The organism is Flavobacterium seoulense (assembly GCF_000695795.1).
Classification (GTDB): Bacteria; Bacteroidota; Bacteroidia; order Flavobacteriales; family Flavobacteriaceae; genus Flavobacterium; species Flavobacterium seoulense.
The window spans coordinates 314,537-333,331 of sequence record NZ_JNCA01000001.1 but is presented as its reverse complement, the minus strand read 5'-3'; the positions used below and the strand labels follow the sequence as shown (position 1 = coordinate 333,331).

The window sequence follows — 18,795 nt, the reverse complement described above, 5'->3', positions numbered from 1 at the left end:
ATTGCTTTTTAATTTTCCTTTTCTTAGTTGTTCATTTTTAAAATTCAAAAAAAGAGCATGAAAAAATTACTCCTTTTAGCAATTATCAGCTTAAATTTTACCGTTTATTCCAGTCCAAATTGGGGAAAAACAGGACATAGAACTGTGGGCGAAATTGCCTCTAATTATGTATCTAATAAAACATTAAAAAAAATAAACACTTTATTAGACAACACCACTATTGCAACTGTTTCTGTCTACGCAGATGATATTAAAAGTGACAAACAATATGACAAATACGGAACCTGGCATTATGTAAACTTTGTTGGAAATAAAAAATATAAAGAAGACCCAATAAATCCTGAAGGCGATATTTTGCAGGGAATTAAAACCTGTATACTAAACATTCGATCAAAAACTACAACTAAAGAAGAAAAAGCATTTGCATTAAAAATGCTAATTCACTTTATGGGCGATTTACACATGCCTTTGCATGTTGGCAACACTGCAGATAAAGGAGGAAATACCATTAGTGTAAAATGGTTTGGGCAAAATTCTAATTTGCACCGCGTTTGGGATTCAGATATGATTGATGATTATCAAATGAGTTACACTGAACTTTCAGAAAACAACAGCTCTTTATCAAAAACTCAAATTGAAGAAATCGAAAAAGGAAATTTACTAGACTGGATATACGAATCAAGACAATTAGCTTTATCTATTTACGATGGCGTTCAGGCAGATGAAAAGTTAGGTTATAAATACAGCTATGAAAATTTCCCAACTGTTCAAAAACAACTACAAAAAGGCGGCGTGCGATTAGCACTCGTACTTAACGAAGTTTTTAAATCAAAATCTAAATGGATTGATGCTTTTTTAGCAAACGTATAATTTTAAATAATTCCAGTTGTTTTTTAAACCAAAAAGTAACTGGAATTATTCTTTTAAAAACTTAGTTCTGTACTGTGTTTAATTTCGCCCATCACAAAAATACTTTGGGTATTCCCGATATTTTCAATGGTTGATAATTTATTCATTACAAAATCCTGATAACTTGTCATATCGGCAACCAGAATTTTAAGCATAAAATCATAATCTCCCGCAATATTATAACATTCTATAATCTCAGGAAGCGCCACAATATCTTTGACAAAATTACTTCCTATATTTCTGGCGTGCTCTTTTAATCTGATATTACAAAAAACAGTCATTCCAAGATTTAGTTTTTTCTTATCTAATAAGGCTACATATTTTGTAATATATCCTTCCCGCTCTAATCTTTTAATTCGTTCATAAACAGGAGTTACAGTTAAAAATAACTTTGCAGCTATCTCTTTTGTAGTAATATTCGAATTGGCCTGAAGCTGTTTTAATATTTCTAAATCGGTCTTATCTAAATTTTCCATACTTTTTACTTTCAAAAATTACTTTTCTACAACTTACCAGAAAAAACATCTTCAAAAATATCAAATTAAAATTCATTTTACTTAACAATCCGAACTATTTAAGAATTAAAAACCAAGTAACTAAATTTACAAAGCAATAAAAACCAGAACACATTATTAAAACAAATAATCTGAGTTATCTAAGAAATTAGAAACAATAGAGAACTACTGTAAGAGAAAACAATTCTTGCTTAATAGTTTTTTACGAGAAAGCCCTGAATTGATTAATCTCAATCAGGGCTTTTTTTACAATGGAGCAACTGTTTCAAACGAATTTTGCTCTTTTCTTTTTTTAATTAACTCCCGCCTTTTAACTACATAAGTTCTCGAAAAAGCATCATGCCAGCCTTTTGGACCATATAAAAAAGTAAATGCTTCAAAAGGAATAAAACGACAACATGTTCGGATAAAAATGCTTTTTTTAGACGGCTTCAATCCATTTGCATTAACAACAACAGTATGCGTTAATAATTTAGCTATAGTACGAGAAAAATATACTTCGGTAATGTAGTAATATAAAAAAGCAACTATTAAGCTGTAAAAGCCAATTTCAACAGCAGTTAAATTAGCTACATAATTAGATAAAGCAAAATTATCTACCGCTAAAGCAATCAAAATAATAGTTGTACCTAAACTGAGAACCAAAATATAAATAAAAATTACATCGATACTAAGGTTAAAAAAACGCTGAGACTGTGTTGCCTGCAAATCCTCTGTTATTATAAATTCTTCATTTTTCATAACGATAGTTTTTAGCATTAAAAATCAACTATCTCAAATGTAAGGAATCATTAATAAATTCATCTTACTAAATTCCCACTTCCCAAAACTCATTTAATTGAAATTCATAAAAAAAGCAGCTATCGTAATGATAACTGCTTTTTAAAATATCTAAAATCTTAAATAAAATTACGCTCCACACATTTCGCAATCCTCTGGACCACCAGCCTGTGCCTGTAAAATCATCTTTTTGTAATCTTCAATATCTATTGCTTCTGTTTTTATTTCTTCATTAGCTGCAGCAGGAGTTTCTGATTTCTTGTCATTATTCAATGTGAACTTAATCGCATCTACTGCCGATTTTGTTCTTAAATAATACATTCCTGTTTTCAATCCTGATTGCCAAGCGTAGAAGTGCATCGAAGTTAATTTAGCATAATTAGCATCCTGCATAAACAAGTTCAATGATTGTGACTGGTCAATAAAATATCCTCTTTGACGAGACATATCAATAATATCTTTCATTGACATTTCCCAAACCGTTTTATACAATTCTTTCAAATCCTGCGGAATCACATCGATATTTTGAACCGATCCGTTATGACGCATGATTTCCTGTTTCAAACTTTCGTTCCATAATCCGCGCTCTACTAAATCATGTAATAAATGCTTGTTCACTACGATAAACTCTCCTGATAATACACGACGCGTATAAATATTTGAAGTATATGGTTCGAATGCCTCATTATTTCCTAAAATCTGAGAAGTAGAAGCCGTAGGCATTGGTGCAACTAATAAAGAGTTACGAACTCCATGCTCCAATACTTCTTTTCTTAATGAAGCCCAATCCCAACGACCTGATAAATCATCGTCGTTTAGTCCCCATAAGTTATGCTGGAATTCTCCTTTAGAAATTGGAGAACCTTCGTAAGTTGAATATGGTCCTTCTTCTTTGGCCATTTCCATAGAAGCAGTCACGGCAGCAAAATATAATGTTTCAAAAATTTCCTGATTCAGTTTTTTAGCTTCTTCACTTGTAAACGGCATACGCAACATGATGAAAGCATCTGCTAACCCTTGTACTCCTAAACCAACCGGACGGTGACGTAAGTTAGAATTTTCAGCTTCCTGAACCGGGTAGTAATTTCTATCAATTACTTTGTTCAGGTTTCTGGTAACACGTTTTGTAACATTAAACAACGCTTCATGATCAAATTTACCATTCTCTACAAACATTGGTAATGAAAGCGAAGCAAGGTTACAAACCGCAATTTCATCCTTAGAAGTGTACTCCATAATCTCAGTACACAAGTTAGACGAACGAATAACTCCTAAATTCTTTTGGTTTGATTTACGGTTAACTGAATCTTTGTACAACATATATGGAGTTCCAGTCTCTATTTGAGATTCCAGGATTTTCTCCCATAATTCACGTGCACGGATGGTTTTTCTACCTTTTCCTTTTGCTTCATAATCTGTGTACATTGCTTCAAATTCGTCTCCGTACACATCATACAATCCAGGACATTCGTTAGGACACATTAAAGTCCAGGCACCATCTTCCTGTACACGTTTCATAAACAAATCAGAAGTCCACATTGCGAAGAATAAATCTCTCGCACGCATTTCTTCTTTTCCGGTATTCTTTTTCAAGTCTAAGAATTCGAAAATATCAGCATGCCATGTTTCGATGTAAATCGCAAAACTACCTTTACGTTTTCCACCACCCTGATCTACATAACGAGCCGTATCGTTAAATACTCTCAACATTGGAACAATTCCGTTTGAAGTTCCGTTTGTTCCACGAATGTAAGAACCTGTAGCTCTAACATTATGAATAGAAAGCCCAATTCCTCCCGCTGATTGCGAGATTTTAGCCGTTTGTTTCAAAGTATCGTAAATACCATCAATACTATCATCCTGCATTGCTAAAAGGAAACAAGAAGACATTTGAGGTTTTGGGGTTCCTGCGTTGAATAACGTAGGAGTAGCATGCGTAAAGAACTTTTTAGACATTAAATCATAAGTTTCTAAAACTGCCTGTAAGTCATCTAAATGAATCCCTACAGCAACACGCATTAACATATGTTGTGGTCTTTCAACAATTTTCCCGTTTATTCTTAACAAATAAGAACGCTCTAATGTTTTGAAACCAAAATAATCATAATTAAAATCTCTTGTATAAATAATGTGAGAATCTAAAAAAGCAGCATTTTCCTGAATTACTTTAAATACTTCATCCGAGATTAATGGTGCATCCTGTCCGTTTCTTGGATTCACATAATGATACATTTCGGTCATAGTTTCCGAAAATGATTTTTTTGTATTCGAATGCAAATTTGAAATTGCAATTCTCGCTGCTAACTGAGCATAATCCGGATGCGCAATTGTCATCGAAGCCGCAGTTTCAGCAGCTAAATTATCTAACTCAGACGTAGAAACTCCATCGTATAATCCTTCAATCACTCGCATTGCCACTTTTACGGCATCTACTAAATCATTTAAACCATAGCAAAGTTTTTTAATTCTTTCTGTGATTTTGTCGAACATTACCGGCTCTTTATGGCCATCTCTTTTTACTACGTACATAAGTTTTTGTTTTTTAAAACAGAAAATCCCTTCACTGTTTTTGGTTATTTGTAATCTTTGTTTTGCCCGTGGGCGTAAAGCGGTAAAGCTTTATTATTTTGCTCGAAAACGAGTATTATTTTAGCATCGAATATTAAAAATCAGCATCGAATGAAATTTCCTGAGCGTCAGAATCATTCGCTTTTCCACTGTTTAAAACTCCTGCTTTTTGATATTCGGAAACTTTTTTCTCAAAGAAATTAGTTTTTCCCTGAAGCGAAATCATATCCATAAAATCAAATGGATTTGCAGTGTTATACACTCTTTCGCATCCTAATTCTACTAATAATCTATCGGTAACAAATTCTAAATATTGTGTCATCAAACCGGCATTCATACCAATCAAACTTACAGGAAGTGATTCAGTAATAAATTCTCTTTCGATATTTAAAGCATCAACAATAATTTCTTTGATTCTGTCTTTTGGTACCTTATTAATTAAGTGGTGATTATGCAAATGCACCGCAAAATCACAGTGAACTCCTTCGTCACGAGAAATCAATTCGTTAGAAAAAGTCAATCCTGGCATTAAACCACGTTTTTTCAACCAGTAAATAGAACAGAATGCGCCTGAAAAGAAAATTCCTTCTACGGCTGCAAAAGCAATTAGTCTTTCAGCAAAAGAATCAGATTCGATCCATCTTAAAGCCCAGTCTGCTTTTTTTCTAATAGCTGGAAAAACATCTAAAGCATTAAATAATTCGTCTTTTTCTTTTTCGTCTTTTACATAAGTATCAATTAAAAGCGAATAAGTTTCACTATGAATATTTTCCATCATGATTTGGAAACCATAGAAAAATTTAGCTTCAGCATATTGCACTTCGTTTACAAAGTTTTCAGCTAAATTTTCGTTTACAATTCCATCAGAAGCAGCAAAAAATGCCAAAATATGTTTGATGAAATATTTCTCATCTGAATTTAATTTATTGTTCCAATCATGTAAATCCTGAGACAAATCGATTTCTTCAGCTGTCCAGAAACTAGCCTCCATCTTTTTATACCATTCCCAGATATCATGGTGTTTTATAGGAAATATTACGAAACGATTTTTATTCTCTTGTAAAATAGGTTCTACTTGCGACATTGTTATTTTATTTTTATGAGATTTAAGGAAGATTTTTGCTTTTTGAAGCTTTACAAAGATTGTGAAATATTGCCGAAATTAAAAGCCAAACTTATTCACAATAGCTTGTAGTTTTTAACAAAGACCAAAAACACAGCGCCACAATAAAACTAAAACAACTAACTATATATCAAACAATTAAAAATTCGAAAACGTTGTAAAAACCCCTTAGAATATAGAATTAAAACAATGCGAAACAAGAAAAAAACAGTTTATTTTGACTTCACTTTTTTCCATTCCCGAGCTACAATTTCGAGCTCAGCATACCAGTCTTCTCCAAACCTTCTAACCAAGGCTTCTTTGACAAATTTATACACCGGAACCTCTAATTCCTTACCTAAAGAACAGGCATCATCACAAATATCCCACTTATCATAATTGACCGCTGCAAACTCAGTGAAATCTTTTACACGAATAGGATACAAATGACAAGAAACCGGTTTTTTCCAGTCTACAATTCCTTGATTATAGGCCTGCTCAATACCACAAAGCGCGGTTTTACCATCAAAAATCACATAAGCACAATCCTTATTATCAATCAAGGTTGTTTCAAGATCACCATCAGTACCTTTCACCCAGGTTCCCTGAGCTTCGATAGCCTCAATTCCTTCTTTGCGTAAAAAAGGTTTTACCTTAGGATATATTTCTTCCAGAATTTTAGTTTCCTCTTCATTCAATGGCGCTCCGGCATCGCCATCAACGCAACAAGCACCATGACAAGCTGATAAATTACAAACAAATTCTTTTTCTAAAATATCTTCTGAAACGATGGTTTTTCCTAATTGAAACATGGGTTATGCTAGTATAATTTATAACTGCAAAGATAATCAAACGAAACCTCATCTTTCAAGCAGAGCTTCTTTTATACCTACTTTAATTAAAAATAGCCGCTTTTTTTGAGAAAAAACAGACTATATCTTACAACAAAAAACCGCCATTTAGACCTCAAATAGTTAAAAATCAAAAACATACTTTAACAATTCCCTTTCAGGCTGTTAAATTATAAGCGCCTTATGTTAAAGGGCTATTGCTCTAAATATATTTTTTATAATTTTACACCCTAATTTAGTCTGTAGCAACTATCTGAATTTTTTACATTTAATATAGATTCCTTTATAAAACTACAAGTCAAAATAAATATCATGAAAATTTTCACCAACACATTAGTGTTTATAGCAGCAGCACTTGTCATCTTCAACATTACTCAATTAGATTTCAATAATCTTTTTGGAGGAGACAATGCAGTAGCTTTTATTGGTATCGCTGCTTCTTGTTGTGCTATCCTAATTCTAGTAATTTTTAGAATATCTAAAAAGATAGAAGACAAAATGAACGATAAACAATAAACCAGATGTTTGACGTACTCATTATTGGTGGCGGAGTTTCCGGAATGTCATGCGCCTTAGTTCTTGGCTCAGCCAAAAACAAAAGCTTTGTAAGCGATAAAAAAATCGGAATTTTTTCGCACCAAAAATCTTCATCACTTCAAGACGCATTATTCAACAATGCTTACGGAATAGCTCCGGGAAAACTAGGTTCTGAATTACTTAGCGAAAGCATTGAACACTTAAACGAAGTTTATCCTCACATTACACAAATTGAAAACGAAAAAGTGCTTCGTATTGAAGGAGAAGCACCTAATTTTGTTATTACTACCAATAAAAACAGCTATAAAACTAAAGCTGTTGTAGTAGGAATTGGATCAGCCAATACTTTTGCAATCGAAGGATTAATGCAATATGTAATTCCGCATCAAAAAGCACTTCCTGAAAAACAAAGAATACAATTACAAAATAACGATCATAAAGTTGCTGAAGGCATTTATGTTATTGGAACCTTAGCTGGATGGAGAAGCCAACTTGCTATTGCTGCCGGAAGTGGCGCTGCCGTTGCTACTGATATTCTTACTTTATGGAATAATGGCACGCAAACTCACGCTCACGACAGTACCCGATAAACAAAATAAGAAATATAAAACCATTAAGGAATTAAGTTTATTAAGCATTCTGGCTAAATTTTCTTAATTCCTTAATGGATTAAACTTTTATTATTATTTAGCCGATAGAATTTCGGTTACTTTTATATGTTTTTCAGTATCGGTTTTCCAAATTTCTCCTTTTAAAGAAACCTGATCTCCTGTTCTAAAAACTTTATAATTTTGCGGTCCGCCAAGATTAATAATACTTATTGTCGCCAAATAAATATCGTTTTTAGCCGTTTTCACTGTTGCAGTATAACCGTCTTTTCCAAATTCAACTGATTCAACATTCCCCTGAACCTCATTTTTATTTTTCATTGTAGCACATGAAAAACAAAAAGCCAACAAACCAATTATACAACCAAAACGAAATAACTTTTTCATACTTATTTTTTATTTAAAATTTTATTAAGCATCACATCCTCTTTTAAAACAATATCATAATAAGCCTTTTCACCATATAATTGTTTAGCAAATTCAGCATTAAGATAACGTTTAACTACTTGTTTGCTCTTTCTTAATTGAATTTCCTTAACATGTTTAGAAAGCAACTTTTCGAAAAGATTAAAATACACATCCGTTGCATTCATCTTAGTTAGAAACTCTTTAAACGAAAGATTTTTAAAAATATTTCGATGTTTATCCAATTGTTCGAAAACGAAATTACCTACAATTCCAGATTCCATTAGATAAGCAACTGCTTCATTCGACCTTTCAAATTCAATTGGCACAAAAACGTCAGGAACAATTCCGCCTCCGCCATAAACAATTCTGCCCTTGGGAGTTTTAAACTTTAAAGTGTCCGCTATTTTTATGCTGTCTTTATCATACAATTCGCCATTTTTAAAACGCAATTCCGATTCTTGAAAGTATTGTTCTGTTCCTTTAACATAAGGTTTTTGAATCGATCTCCCTGTTGGTGTATAATAACGAGCTACGGTCAAACGAACCGCCGAACCATCTTCAAAATCCATTTCGCGTTGCACTAAACCTTTACCAAAAGAACGGCGTCCTACAATAGTCCCTCTGTCATTATCCTGAATCGCTCCTGCCAGAATTTCACTTGCTGAAGCCGAATTTTCGTTAATCAAAACAAACAATCTACCCGTTTCAAAATCACCTTTTTTTGTAGCATAGGTTTTTTCAATTCTTCCTTTTTTATTTTTTGTAAAAACGATCAATTGTTTGTTTGCCAATAATTCGTCAGCAATAGCAATGGCTTCTTCCATATAGCCGCCGCCATTATCACGAAGATCAATCACTAAAGATGTTGCTCCTTGTTTTTTCAAACGAGTCAAATTAGATTTAAATTCGCGATAAGTAGTTTCGGCAAATCGGTTGATTTTAATATAAGCTGTAGACGAATTCAGCATCAATCCTACATCAACACTTTTAAGCGGAACAACACCACGTTTTATTTTGAATTTTATTTTTTCTTTTTCTGGTTTTCGATAAATAGTAAGTTCTACTTCCGAACCTTCTTTTCCTTTTAGCTTATTAAACAAAGAATCCGTTGGTAATTTTCGTCCGAATAATTTTGTTCCATCAGCATACAAAATTCGGTCTCCGGCTTTAATTCCTGCTTTTGCCGAAGGACCATTTTCTATAGACTGAATGATCGCAACCGTATCTTTAAAAATATAAAAACGCACACCAATGCCTACGAAATCGCCTTTCATATTTTCGGTAACTTCAACCTGTTCACTCGGCGGAATATAAACCGAATGCGGATCTAATTGCGCCAGAATATTATCAACCGTATTATTGACAATAGAATCTGTATCGAGTTCATCAACATATTCACTGTCTATAAAATCAATTAACTGATTGAGTTTTTCTTTAGAATAATTATTAGTCAAAAGCTCATCCTGACTTGAAAAACTCAACGATCCACCAATGAATATTCCTATTGCCAGAACGATACTAATATATATCGGTATGTATTTATAATTTATTTTCACTTTATTCTTCTAATTCCGGAATATGATCCACAATTACACCTGCTTTTTTTAGAAATTCAATTCCTGAATCATCACGATATCCGTTTTGATACACCACTCTTTTAATTCCTGATTGATGAATCAACTTACTACATTCTTTGCAAGGCGAAAGCGTAATATACAACGTAGCGCCTTCACAAGATTGCGTTGACCGTGCTACTTTAAGAATTGCATTGGCTTCGGCGTGTAAAACATCCCATCTTGTTAAACCTTCCTCATCTTCGCAGCAATTATCAAAACCTGATGGTGTACCATTATAACCGTCAGAAATAATCATTCGGTCTTTTACAATAATTGCCCCTACTTGTTTTCTTTTACAGTATGACAAAAGTCCCCATTCTTTAGCAATACGGAGATAAGCTTTATCGTATTTATTTAATTTTCTTTGTTCCATAATTATCTTAACCAAATTTTATTCCCCATAATAATAGGCAAAACTACTCCAATAATAAATGCTGACATAACCAAAGTCCAATCTCTTTTAGAAAATCTAAAAACCGTTTGAACAATATAAGATAAAATCAAAGCTACCAGAACTACAACCAATTGTCCCGCTTCGATTCCCAAAGCAAGTTCTAATACCGCTAATAATTCAGACATTGCGTTTCCACGATGTATCGATTTAAAATATTTTAAAAATCCAAGTCCATGAATAATTCCAAAGAAAAGTGTAATAAAGAAAACTAAATTGATACTTTCTTTCTTAGCCGATTTTCCTGCGGTAAACAGATGAAATAAAGCAACTATCAAAATTGTAAACGGAATTAACAATTCAACCACAGCTACTTTTACAGCAATAATTCCGTAAATAGTTAACAATAAAGCAACAGTATGACCGACGGTAAATGTGGTTACTAAAAGTAAAATTCGTTTCCAGTCTTTAAAAGTAAGCGGAATTGCCAATGCAATTAAAAACAAAATATGATCGTAGGAATAGATATTTAAAATATGTTTTAATCCTAATTGAAAGTAGGTTAAAAATTGGGACATCATTATACTAATTTGTTTAATACAGTAGTGTAAACTTACGATTAATTTTGAAACCTCTCCATTCAATTCCATAAATCATTGGAACAAATTATCAGCATCACAAAGCTTTATACTAAGACAAAATGAGCATTTGTATTATTTATAACATCTCGTTAAATTAAATTTAAAAGGAAATTAAAAATTTAAAAATTCAACTATATTTGCCCAATAAAAAACACAATAATTATGTCATTTTCAGATTTATTTGATAGCGAATTTAAACAAAGAAATAAAGGTCATTTTTCTGCGATTGTTCGCGTTGCTCTAGCTGATGGTATTGTATCTGCTGAAGAAAAAAACTTCTTAGATAAATTAGCTACAAAACTTGAAATTGCTCCTTCAGAATACGAAGAGATTTTAGAAAATCCTGCAATTTACCCTATTAATCCTCCTTATTTGTACACTCAAAGAATTGATCGTTTGTATGATTTAGCCAGAATGGTTCACGTAGATCATCAATTAGGAGATAAACAAGAAGTCGTTTTAAAGAAAATTGCTATCGGTTTAGGATTTACACCTGGTAACGTTAATTATATTATTGCAAAAGCATTATCATTAGTAGACAAAAAAGTTGATTTTGACACTTTTGCTTACGAAATGCAAAATATGCACAAATAATCCTATTTGTTTTCATATTAAAAAGCTCTTGATTTCTCAAGAGCTTTTTTGTTCGTATCTATTTCTAAAATTATTTACCAGCTTTAAGCATAAATTCTTCTGCCTTAGTTACCATGTTATAACTTCCACAGAAAAACGGCACACGCTCATGCAATTCAGTTGGTTTAATTTCCATAATTCTTTTAAATCCATCAGAAGCTTTTCCTCCGGCTTGCTCCGCAATAAAAGCCATTGGATTACATTCGTACAATAATCTCAATTTTCCTTTAGGCGCTTTTGAACTCGTTGGATAAATATAGATTCCGCCTTTAATCATATTTCTATGAATATCAGAAACTAAACTACCAATATATCTTGAAGTGTACGGCCTGTCTCCTTCTTCAGACTGACAATATTTAATATAATCTTTAACTCCTTGTGGAAACTGAATATAATTTCCTTCGTTAACCGAATAAATACTTCCGTCTTTAGTAAACTTCATATCAGGATGCGAAAGATAAAAAGTTCCAATTGCCGGATTTAATGTAAACCCATTCACACCATGACCTGTTGTATAAACTAACATGGTCGATGTTCCATAAATTACATATCCTGCAGCTACCTGCATAGTTCCCGGTTGTAAAAAATCTTCAATAGTAACCGGAGTTCCTACAGGAGTGACTCTTCTATAAACCGAAAAAACGGTTCCTACCGAAACATTTACATCAATATTTGATGATCCGTCTAAAGGATCCATCAAAACCACATATTTGTTCTTGTGACTCTTATCTTTTCCTTCAACAGTAATAAAATCATCATTTTCCTCTGAAGCAATTCCGCAAACAATTTCGCGGTTTTTTAAAGTCTGAATAAAAACCTCATTAGCATAAACATCTAATTTTTGCTGATCTTCTCCCTGAATATTTTGCTCACCAGCTGCTCCGGTAATATCAACTAATCCTGCTTTGTTTACTTTGTAACTAACTACTTTAGCTGCTAAACGAATTGAATTGATTATTCGGGATAATTCACCTGATGAATATTGAAATGCATTTTGATTTTCAATAATAAACTCTCCTAAAGTTTTACTGCTTTCTTCCATTACGAAATCGATTGAATTTTAATTTGAAGTCACAAATATCGTTTTTTTTGTGATAATGACTCAATAAAACTTACTTAGTTTTACAGTATTGTATATTTGCTAAGGATTTGCAGTTCAAAAGAATTTAAAAAAGCCTTATTGTTAATTTTTAACCCGAATAATACGAATTTATGAATATTAGAAAAGGTGTAAAAGAGGATATGACGGCTGTTCTAAACCTTATTCAGGAATTAGCTGATTTTGAAAAAGAGCCTGATGCTGTAAAAGTAACAGTAGAAGATTTAATCCGGGATGGTTTTGGCACAGAACCTTTATTTTATGTTTTTGTTGCCGAAGTAAATTCAGAAATTGTAGGGATTGCTTTTTACTATTATCGTTATTCAACCTGGAAAGGAAAAATAATCCACCTTGAGGATTTAGTTGTCAAAAACAGCATGCGTGGTAAAGGAGTAGGTTATGCATTATATTCTGAAATTATCAAGCAGGCTAAAAGAGACGAAGTAAAAAGAATTGACTGGAATGTTCTTGACTGGAATACAACAGCGATTGATTTTTATGAAAAAACCGGTGCCAAAGTTCTAAAAGAATGGCGTGTGGCTCAAATGGACGAGGCGGGAATTGCAGATTTTTTAAAAAACAGATTAAAACAATATTAGAAAACATAAAATATGAAAGTATTTAAATTTGGTGGAGCTTCTGTAAAAGATGCTGCCGGAATAAGAAACGTATATGACGTTTTGCAAAAAGCAGGTTACCAGGATGTATTATTAGTTGTTTCGGCAATGGGAAAAACTACTAACGCATTAGAAGTAGTTATTAAAAATTATTTTGACAAATCGGCTGAATTAAACGCATCTGTACAAGAAATTAAAAAATACCACAATCAAATCTTACTTGATTTATTTGAGGATGAAAACCACGGTGTTTTTGCAGCTGTACAAGAACATTTTTCTGATTTAGAATATTTCTTAGCTCATAATAAATCTCCTAATTACAACTTTGTTTATGACCAAATTGTAAGTATGGGAGAGATTATTTCTACAACTGTTTTAAGTCACTACATGAATTTCATGGGAATTGAAACACAGTGGATTGATGTTCGAAACTACATTAAAACCAACAACAATTACCGTGATGCCGAAGTAGATTGGGAATTAACCCAAAGCAATATTGCTAACAACATCAAAACTAAAATCCTTAACATTACTCAGGGATTCTTAGGTTCTGACGAAAACAACTTTACTACTACTTTAGGCCGTGAAGGTTCTGATTATACTGCTGCAATTTTCGCTTATTGTTTAAATGCAGAAAGTGTGACTATCTGGAAAGACGTTCCCGGAGTTATGAATGCTGACCCAAGATATTTTGAAAACGCTAGTTTGTTAAATCAAATTTCTTACCGTGAAGCAATCGAATTAGCTTTTTACGGAGCAACTGTAATTCACCCAAAAACATTACAACCACTACAAAAAAAGGAAATTCCTTTATATGTAAAATCATTTATTAATCCTTTATTAAGAGGAACTGTTGTAAGCAAGGGAGCTACTCTGGAGCCATTTATGCCTTGTTTTATTGTAAAAAGAGAGCAATTATTAATTTCACTTTCTTCAATTGATTTTTCATTCATTATGGAAGAAAACATTAGTGAAATTTTTGGTTTATTCCATGAATTCAAAATCAAAGTAAATCTGATTCAAAACTCTGCAATTAGCTTCTCAGTATGTGTTGAGGATAAATTTGGTAACTTCAAAGATTTACTTGCTATTTTATCTAAAAAATTCAAAGTGGGTTACAATGAAGATGTTACTTTATACACCATTAGACACTTTAATGATGCTGCAGCCCAAACTGTAGTAGAAGGAAAAACGGTACTATTGAAACAATTAGGAACAGAAACTATGCAAATAGTGACTAAAGAAAGCTAAACGTTTCTTACTCAATATCAAAAAGACACTGTTATTTAGCAGTGTCTTTTTTTGTTTAAAAAACTAGGCAGATATTCTAATTATTCTATCAGGAAATAATAACTTAATAGTTTGATAATTCATAAGCCAATTGATAAAAATTTTCTTTAGTTATTTTTATCATTTAAATGAATGAAAAATGAACTTAAACACTCCTAGTAAAACAATTTTAATAGCACCTCTAAATTGGGGCTTAGGTCACGCTACCAGATGTATTCCTATTATTAAAGCCTTACAAGACAATAATTTCATCCCTATAATTGCTTCTGACGGAATTGCATTGGAATTATTAAAAAAAGAATTTCCTTATCTAAAATTTTTAGAACTGCCTTCTTACGAAATTGAGTATGCTAAAAATGGAAAGTATTTTAAATGGAAACTACTCAAAAACTGTCCAAAAATGATTGAAGCCATTTTAGAAGAAAAAAGATTAGTAAAAAAATGGATTAAGAAACACGATATCGACGGTATTATCTCTGACAACAGACTAGGTGTTTTCAGCAAAAAAGTACCATCGGTATTTATTACTCATCAGCTGAATGTAATGACAGGAAACACTACATGGATTACCAGTTTATTACATCAAAACATTATAAAAAAATATACCGAATGCTGGGTTCCTGATACGATTGACACACCCAACTTAGCCGGTGAATTAAGTCATTTAAAAAATCCTGATTTCAACATTAAATACATTGGTCCACTAAGCAGAATTCAGACTAAAAAAGTAGATAAAAAATACGATTTAATGATTATTCTTTCCGGTCCTGAACCGCAAAGAGGATTATTAGAAGAAAAATTAAAACAGGAAATAAAACTTTACAATGGAACGATTCTTTTTGTAAAAGGAATAATCGAAAAAGATCAGAAGAAAGAACAAATAGAGAATGTTACTTTTTTCAATTTCATGCATAGCCGTCAACTGGAACAAGCCTTAAACGAAAGTGAAATTATTATTTGCAGATCAGGATATACTTCGATTATGGATTTAGCAAAACTCAATAAAAAAGCTTTTTTCATTCCTACTCCAGGACAGTATGAACAGGAATATCTAGCCCGAAAATTAAAAAAAGAAGGCCTTGTCCCTTATGCAGAACAAGACCTGTTTACTATTAAAAATTTAGATGAAATTGACAATTACAAAGGACTTTCTGAAATAAAATCTAATTTAAACTGGTCAGACATTTTTAATGTATTTATTTAAACGAACACTAATCGACCATAAAGATCGATTAGTGCGTTTAAAATGCTATCCTAATATAACCCCCGTTATAGGATAACGTACAAAAACTAACCTAACTAAAAACTTAGTTATTTTATAGAAACAATTACAAACTCACTGCGTCTGTTGGCCTGATGTTCATCTTCTGTACATTCAACACCATCAGCACATTTATTTACTAATTGAGATTCTCCATATCCTTTAGCAGTCAAACGAGATTTATCAATCCCATTTTGAATTAACCATTCCATAGTTGAAGATGCTCTTCTCTCAGAAAGTTTTTCATTATATGCTGCTGTATTTCTACTGTCTGTATGCGAACGAATATCAATTTTGATGGTTGGATTTTGCACCATTACATCCAAAATTTTAGATAATTCTAAAGCCGCATCAGGACGAATATTGAATTTATTTAAATCGAAATAGATAATTTTGATTCCAAAAGCTTTAGCAATATCATCACCAACAGTTACTTTTTTAAGTGTTTTTTCTATCGTAATTGGAACTATTGTTTTTCCAGTAGCATCTCCAATTGTTGTAGAAATTTCATCGGTATTGTATTCTTCTTTTTCTGTTTTAATGTAATATTTAGCATCACAATCAACTTCTCCAAAATCAAACTCTCCTTTGGCATTTGTTGTCGCTGATTTTAAGAATTTATAACTGCTGTCATACAAGCTTACTTTAGCATTCGCAACAGGTTCGCGAGTTTCTAAATCAACTACTGTTCCTCCTAAGAATTGTTCGCAAGGATATTCAATAGGTCTCGTTTCTTTAACTTTATAAATATCGTCACCTCCTAAACCGCCATCTCTGTTTGATGTTACATAACCAATTTTAGTCTTGATATTAAATAGCAATGCAAAATCATCTTTCGAGCTATTTAAAGGTTCGCCTACATTCAAAACATCCTTAAAAGTTCCATCTTGTCTGGCCTTAGAAACAAAAACATCCATTCCTCCTAAACCAGGGTGACCATCAGATGCAAAATAAAGCTCGTTTTTTTCAGTGATAAAAGGAAAGGTTTCTCTTCCTTCGGTATTAATACCTTTACCTAAATTTTCCGGAGTCCCAAAGGTTCCATCTTCATTAATACTTACTTTATAAATATCCGATTGTCCTATAGTTCCTGGCATATCTGATGCGAAGTATAAGGTCTTTTCGTCAAAACTTAATGCCGGATGTGCCACACTGTAATTATCACTGTTAAAAGGTAATTCGGTTACATTTTCCCATTTATCACCATTTAAAGTCGCTTTATAAACTTTTAATAAAGTAATTTTTTTAGTATCATTTCCACGTTTACCCTTGTTATAATTATTTCGGGTAAAATAAACGGTTTTACCATCTTTAGTAAAAATTGGTGTTGCTTCATGAAACTTAGTATTCAGATTTTTAAAAGCTCTTTTCACATTGGTTAAAAAACCATCTGAATCTATCGTTGATTGGTATAAATTAGTAAAACCTTCTCCTGTCCAGGGATCCATACGTTTTACAAAATTCCCTGTATCACGGGCAGTAGCAAAGATTAGATTTCCGTTGTAATAAGAACTACCATAATCAGAATATTTAGAATTGATTCCGGCATTTTCAATAAGGTATCTTCCTGAATTTTTTTTAATAACTGCCAGATAATCTTTTTGAGTATTAGCTAGTTTCGCTCTTAAATCATTACCATTTTCTTTATTGAATCTGGCCATCATTTCATCAGCCTTCTGATATTCTTTAATCGATTTTAAAGACTGTGCATAACGATAATAACATTCCGGAGCTACGATTGTTTCTGTAGCAAATAACTCTTTATAGTACTTCGCTGCATTTTCTAAATCTCCATTAAAATAATAGGCGTTAGCCAATTTCAATAGCATATCCGGGGACTTATATCCTCTCTCGTACATACGTTCGTAAGTCTTAATCGCATCGATATAAGCGAATCTATCATACTCTTTATCGGCTTTATTATCCTTAGAATTAACTTGTGCTGAGAGTTGTAAAGCAAAAAAACTAAACAGCACTATTGATATGTAATACTTTTTCATAAGCTAATTTTTTTTAGAAAAATCTTGGAGTTATTATTCTCTTTTGAATATTAAATAATTCAAAGCGTAAGAATATTTCATGAGAACCTGAATTATAATTCTTAAGACTATTAGTGTCGAAATCATAACTATAACCTACAAGTAATCCATCTGTAATTTGAATTCCCGCCATTGCTGTTGCTGCAGCATCCCATCTCCAGGAAAGACCTAATGAAAACTTTTCCTGCAACAATACATTAGCAGCCACATCCACTTGCAAAGGTGCTCCTGACACCATTTTAGTCAAAACACTTGGCTTTAACTTTACACTTGGGCTTACATCAAAAACATAACCTCCCATTAAATAATAATGTAATCTCTCTTTAAAAGCTGAGGAATCATTATCATCAAAATGCTTAACACTTAAAAAGTTGGGAACCGAGAATCCTAAATACAATTTATCTGAGTGGTAGTAAACACCCGCCCCAACATTTGGAGAAAAGGCATTATCGATATTGTTTTGAAATTTTGGATTATTTAAATCATAACGATTTAGCTTCGTATAGTCTACGTTTAATAAATCGGCTGAAACTTTTATCCCAAAAGACAAATCGTATTCCTCAGAAGTTGGGATTGTATAGGACACATCTGCGGCAATGTTATTTTGATCAGAAGCTCCAATTTTATCATTTACAAATGACACTCCAATTCCTAACCTTGAATTTTGTATAGGTGAATGAATTGAAAATGCATTTGTAGTAGGAGCTCCATCTAAGCCAACCCATTGCGTACGATGTAATCCAAAAATACTTGTTACCCCTCTGTTACCGGCATAAGCTGGATTAATATTAATGGTGTTATACATATAATGTGTATACTGCGAATCTTGTTGAGCAAAACCAGACACCATTACTAACAACAGAAGTATTATTATAGAATTTGTTTTCATACTATTAATTTTAATTATTCTAAAAGAACCTTTCATTTTCG

General features: G+C 32.4%; 19 protein-coding genes. 7 read left to right on the top strand and 12 right to left on the bottom strand.

Annotation, left to right across the window (positions count from 1 at the left end; genetic code table 11):
• The first annotated feature begins 57 nt into the window (after nt 1-57).
• Nucleotides 58-870, top strand: a complete 813-nt coding sequence (locus tag FEM21_RS01230; RefSeq protein ID WP_035656853.1) for a S1/P1 nuclease — start codon at nt 58-60, stop codon at nt 868-870.
• Between the two features lie 53 nt (nt 871-923).
• Here FEM21_RS01230 and FEM21_RS01225 read toward each other — a convergent pair whose 3' ends face one another.
• From FEM21_RS01225 to FEM21_RS01205, 5 genes are all read right to left on the bottom strand, one after another.
• Nucleotides 924-1,385, bottom strand: coding sequence for an Lrp/AsnC family transcriptional regulator (locus tag FEM21_RS01225; RefSeq protein ID WP_035656851.1), 462 nt, complete (start codon nt 1,383-1,385; stop codon nt 924-926).
• Between the two features lie 285 nt (nt 1,386-1,670).
• Complete coding sequence (locus FEM21_RS01220; protein WP_035656850.1) at nt 1,671-2,165, bottom strand: RDD family protein; 495 nt, start codon at nt 2,163-2,165, stop codon at nt 1,671-1,673.
• 168 nt (nt 2,166-2,333) lie between these two features.
• Entirely contained in the window at nt 2,334-4,733 is a 2,400-nt protein-coding gene (locus FEM21_RS01215) for a ribonucleoside-diphosphate reductase subunit alpha (protein ID WP_035656848.1), read from the bottom strand.
• A gap of 133 nt (nt 4,734-4,866) precedes the next feature.
• Nucleotides 4,867-5,856 carry a ribonucleotide-diphosphate reductase subunit beta gene (locus FEM21_RS01210; protein ID WP_035656846.1) on the bottom strand — a complete coding sequence of 330 codons (990 nt, stop codon included), beginning with the start codon at nt 5,854-5,856 and terminating at the stop codon, nt 4,867-4,869.
• A 251-nt stretch (nt 5,857-6,107) separates the two neighbouring features.
• Nucleotides 6,108-6,686 (bottom strand): DUF3109 family protein, encoded by a 579-nt coding sequence (locus FEM21_RS01205; protein WP_035656845.1) that lies wholly within the window; start codon nt 6,684-6,686, stop codon nt 6,108-6,110.
• 351 nt (nt 6,687-7,037) lie between these two features.
• Between FEM21_RS01205 and FEM21_RS01200 the strand changes: the two genes are divergently transcribed.
• A complete protein-coding gene (locus FEM21_RS01200) occupies nt 7,038-7,241 on the top strand; it encodes a hypothetical protein (protein ID WP_035656843.1) in 204 nt (67 codons plus the stop codon).
• A gap of 5 nt (nt 7,242-7,246) precedes the next feature.
• Entirely contained in the window at nt 7,247-7,852 is a 606-nt protein-coding gene (locus FEM21_RS01195; RefSeq protein ID WP_035656842.1) for an FAD-dependent oxidoreductase, read from the top strand.
• A 93-nt stretch (nt 7,853-7,945) separates the two neighbouring features.
• Here FEM21_RS01195 and FEM21_RS01190 read toward each other — a convergent pair whose 3' ends face one another.
• Genes FEM21_RS01190 through FEM21_RS01175 form a run of 4 tightly spaced genes read right to left on the bottom strand, consistent with a single transcriptional unit; the run spans nt 7,946 to nt 10,863 of the window.
• A complete protein-coding gene (locus FEM21_RS01190; protein WP_035656839.1) occupies nt 7,946-8,257 on the bottom strand; it encodes a hypothetical protein in 312 nt (103 codons plus the stop codon).
• 2 nt (nt 8,258-8,259) lie between these two features.
• Nucleotides 8,260-9,834 carry a S41 family peptidase gene (locus FEM21_RS01185; RefSeq protein ID WP_035656837.1) on the bottom strand — a complete coding sequence of 525 codons (1,575 nt, stop codon included), beginning with the start codon at nt 9,832-9,834 and terminating at the stop codon, nt 8,260-8,262.
• Between the two features lies 1 nt (nt 9,835).
• On the bottom strand, nt 9,836-10,267 hold the full coding sequence (locus FEM21_RS01180; RefSeq protein ID WP_035656835.1) for a deoxycytidylate deaminase: 432 nt from the start codon (nt 10,265-10,267) through the stop codon (nt 9,836-9,838).
• A gap of 2 nt (nt 10,268-10,269) precedes the next feature.
• Nucleotides 10,270-10,863, bottom strand: a complete 594-nt coding sequence (locus FEM21_RS01175; RefSeq protein ID WP_035657127.1) for a HupE/UreJ family protein — start codon at nt 10,861-10,863, stop codon at nt 10,270-10,272.
• A gap of 225 nt (nt 10,864-11,088) precedes the next feature.
• Here FEM21_RS01175 and FEM21_RS01170 point away from each other — a divergent pair, with 225 nt between their 5' ends.
• Entirely contained in the window at nt 11,089-11,520 is a 432-nt protein-coding gene (locus tag FEM21_RS01170) for a fructose 1,6-bisphosphatase (RefSeq protein ID WP_035656833.1), read from the top strand.
• Between the two features lie 70 nt (nt 11,521-11,590).
• Here the strand turns inward: FEM21_RS01170 and fbp are convergent, their stop codons facing one another.
• A complete protein-coding gene (fbp, locus tag FEM21_RS01165; protein ID WP_035656830.1) occupies nt 11,591-12,601 on the bottom strand; it encodes a class 1 fructose-bisphosphatase in 1,011 nt (336 codons plus the stop codon).
• Between the two features lie 170 nt (nt 12,602-12,771).
• Between fbp and FEM21_RS01160 the strand changes: the two genes are divergently transcribed.
• The 3 genes from FEM21_RS01160 (at nt 12,772) to FEM21_RS01150 (ending at nt 15,769) form a co-directional block, all read left to right on the top strand.
• The gene (locus tag FEM21_RS01160) at nt 12,772-13,257 is read left to right on the top strand and encodes a GNAT family N-acetyltransferase (protein WP_035656829.1); all 486 of its coding nucleotides are present in this window, start codon (nt 12,772-12,774) and stop codon (nt 13,255-13,257) included.
• Nucleotides 13,258-13,269: 12 nt separating this feature from the next.
• Nucleotides 13,270-14,526, top strand: a complete 1,257-nt coding sequence (locus tag FEM21_RS01155; protein ID WP_035656827.1) for an aspartate kinase — start codon at nt 13,270-13,272, stop codon at nt 14,524-14,526.
• A gap of 178 nt (nt 14,527-14,704) precedes the next feature.
• Nucleotides 14,705-15,769 (top strand): glycosyltransferase, encoded by a 1,065-nt coding sequence (locus FEM21_RS01150; RefSeq protein WP_035656825.1) that lies wholly within the window; start codon nt 14,705-14,707, stop codon nt 15,767-15,769.
• 107 nt (nt 15,770-15,876) lie between these two features.
• Here FEM21_RS01150 and FEM21_RS01145 read toward each other — a convergent pair whose 3' ends face one another.
• Together FEM21_RS01145 and FEM21_RS01140 are read right to left on the bottom strand one after the other, a co-directional pair.
• Nucleotides 15,877-17,826 (bottom strand): OmpA family protein, encoded by a 1,950-nt coding sequence (locus FEM21_RS01145; RefSeq protein ID WP_035656824.1) that lies wholly within the window; start codon nt 17,824-17,826, stop codon nt 15,877-15,879.
• Nucleotides 17,827-17,839: 13 nt separating this feature from the next.
• Nucleotides 17,840-18,754, bottom strand: a complete 915-nt coding sequence (locus tag FEM21_RS01140; protein WP_035657126.1) for a PorP/SprF family type IX secretion system membrane protein — start codon at nt 18,752-18,754, stop codon at nt 17,840-17,842.
• Nucleotides 18,755-18,795 lie beyond the last annotated feature (41 nt).

Coding starts and splice junctions, on each gene's coding strand:
- FEM21_RS01230 (WP_035656853.1), top strand. CDS start 58: ATGAAAAAATTACTCCTTTTAGCAATTATCAGCTTAAATTTTACCGTT.
- FEM21_RS01225 (WP_035656851.1), bottom strand. CDS start 1,385: ATGGAAAATTTAGATAAGACCGATTTAGAAATATTAAAACAGCTTCAG.
- FEM21_RS01220 (WP_035656850.1), bottom strand. CDS start 2,165: ATGAAAAATGAAGAATTTATAATAACAGAGGATTTGCAGGCAACACAG.
- FEM21_RS01215 (WP_035656848.1), bottom strand. CDS start 4,733: ATGTACGTAGTAAAAAGAGATGGCCATAAAGAGCCGGTAATGTTCGAC.
- FEM21_RS01210 (WP_035656846.1), bottom strand. CDS start 5,856: ATGTCGCAAGTAGAACCTATTTTACAAGAGAATAAAAATCGTTTCGTA.
- FEM21_RS01205 (WP_035656845.1), bottom strand. CDS start 6,686: ATGTTTCAATTAGGAAAAACCATCGTTTCAGAAGATATTTTAGAAAAA.
- FEM21_RS01200 (WP_035656843.1), top strand. CDS start 7,038: ATGAAAATTTTCACCAACACATTAGTGTTTATAGCAGCAGCACTTGTC.
- FEM21_RS01195 (WP_035656842.1), top strand. CDS start 7,247: ATGTTTGACGTACTCATTATTGGTGGCGGAGTTTCCGGAATGTCATGC.
- FEM21_RS01190 (WP_035656839.1), bottom strand. CDS start 8,257: ATGAAAAAGTTATTTCGTTTTGGTTGTATAATTGGTTTGTTGGCTTTT.
- FEM21_RS01180 (WP_035656835.1), bottom strand. CDS start 10,267: ATGGAACAAAGAAAATTAAATAAATACGATAAAGCTTATCTCCGTATT.
- FEM21_RS01175 (WP_035657127.1), bottom strand. CDS start 10,863: ATGTCCCAATTTTTAACCTACTTTCAATTAGGATTAAAACATATTTTA.
- FEM21_RS01170 (WP_035656833.1), top strand. CDS start 11,089: ATGTCATTTTCAGATTTATTTGATAGCGAATTTAAACAAAGAAATAAA.
- fbp (WP_035656830.1), bottom strand. CDS start 12,601: ATGGAAGAAAGCAGTAAAACTTTAGGAGAGTTTATTATTGAAAATCAA.
- FEM21_RS01160 (WP_035656829.1), top strand. CDS start 12,772: ATGAATATTAGAAAAGGTGTAAAAGAGGATATGACGGCTGTTCTAAAC.
- FEM21_RS01155 (WP_035656827.1), top strand. CDS start 13,270: ATGAAAGTATTTAAATTTGGTGGAGCTTCTGTAAAAGATGCTGCCGGA.
- FEM21_RS01150 (WP_035656825.1), top strand. CDS start 14,705: ATGAACTTAAACACTCCTAGTAAAACAATTTTAATAGCACCTCTAAAT.
- FEM21_RS01145 (WP_035656824.1), bottom strand. CDS start 17,826: ATGAAAAAGTATTACATATCAATAGTGCTGTTTAGTTTTTTTGCTTTA.
- FEM21_RS01140 (WP_035657126.1), bottom strand. CDS start 18,754: ATGAAAACAAATTCTATAATAATACTTCTGTTGTTAGTAATGGTGTCT.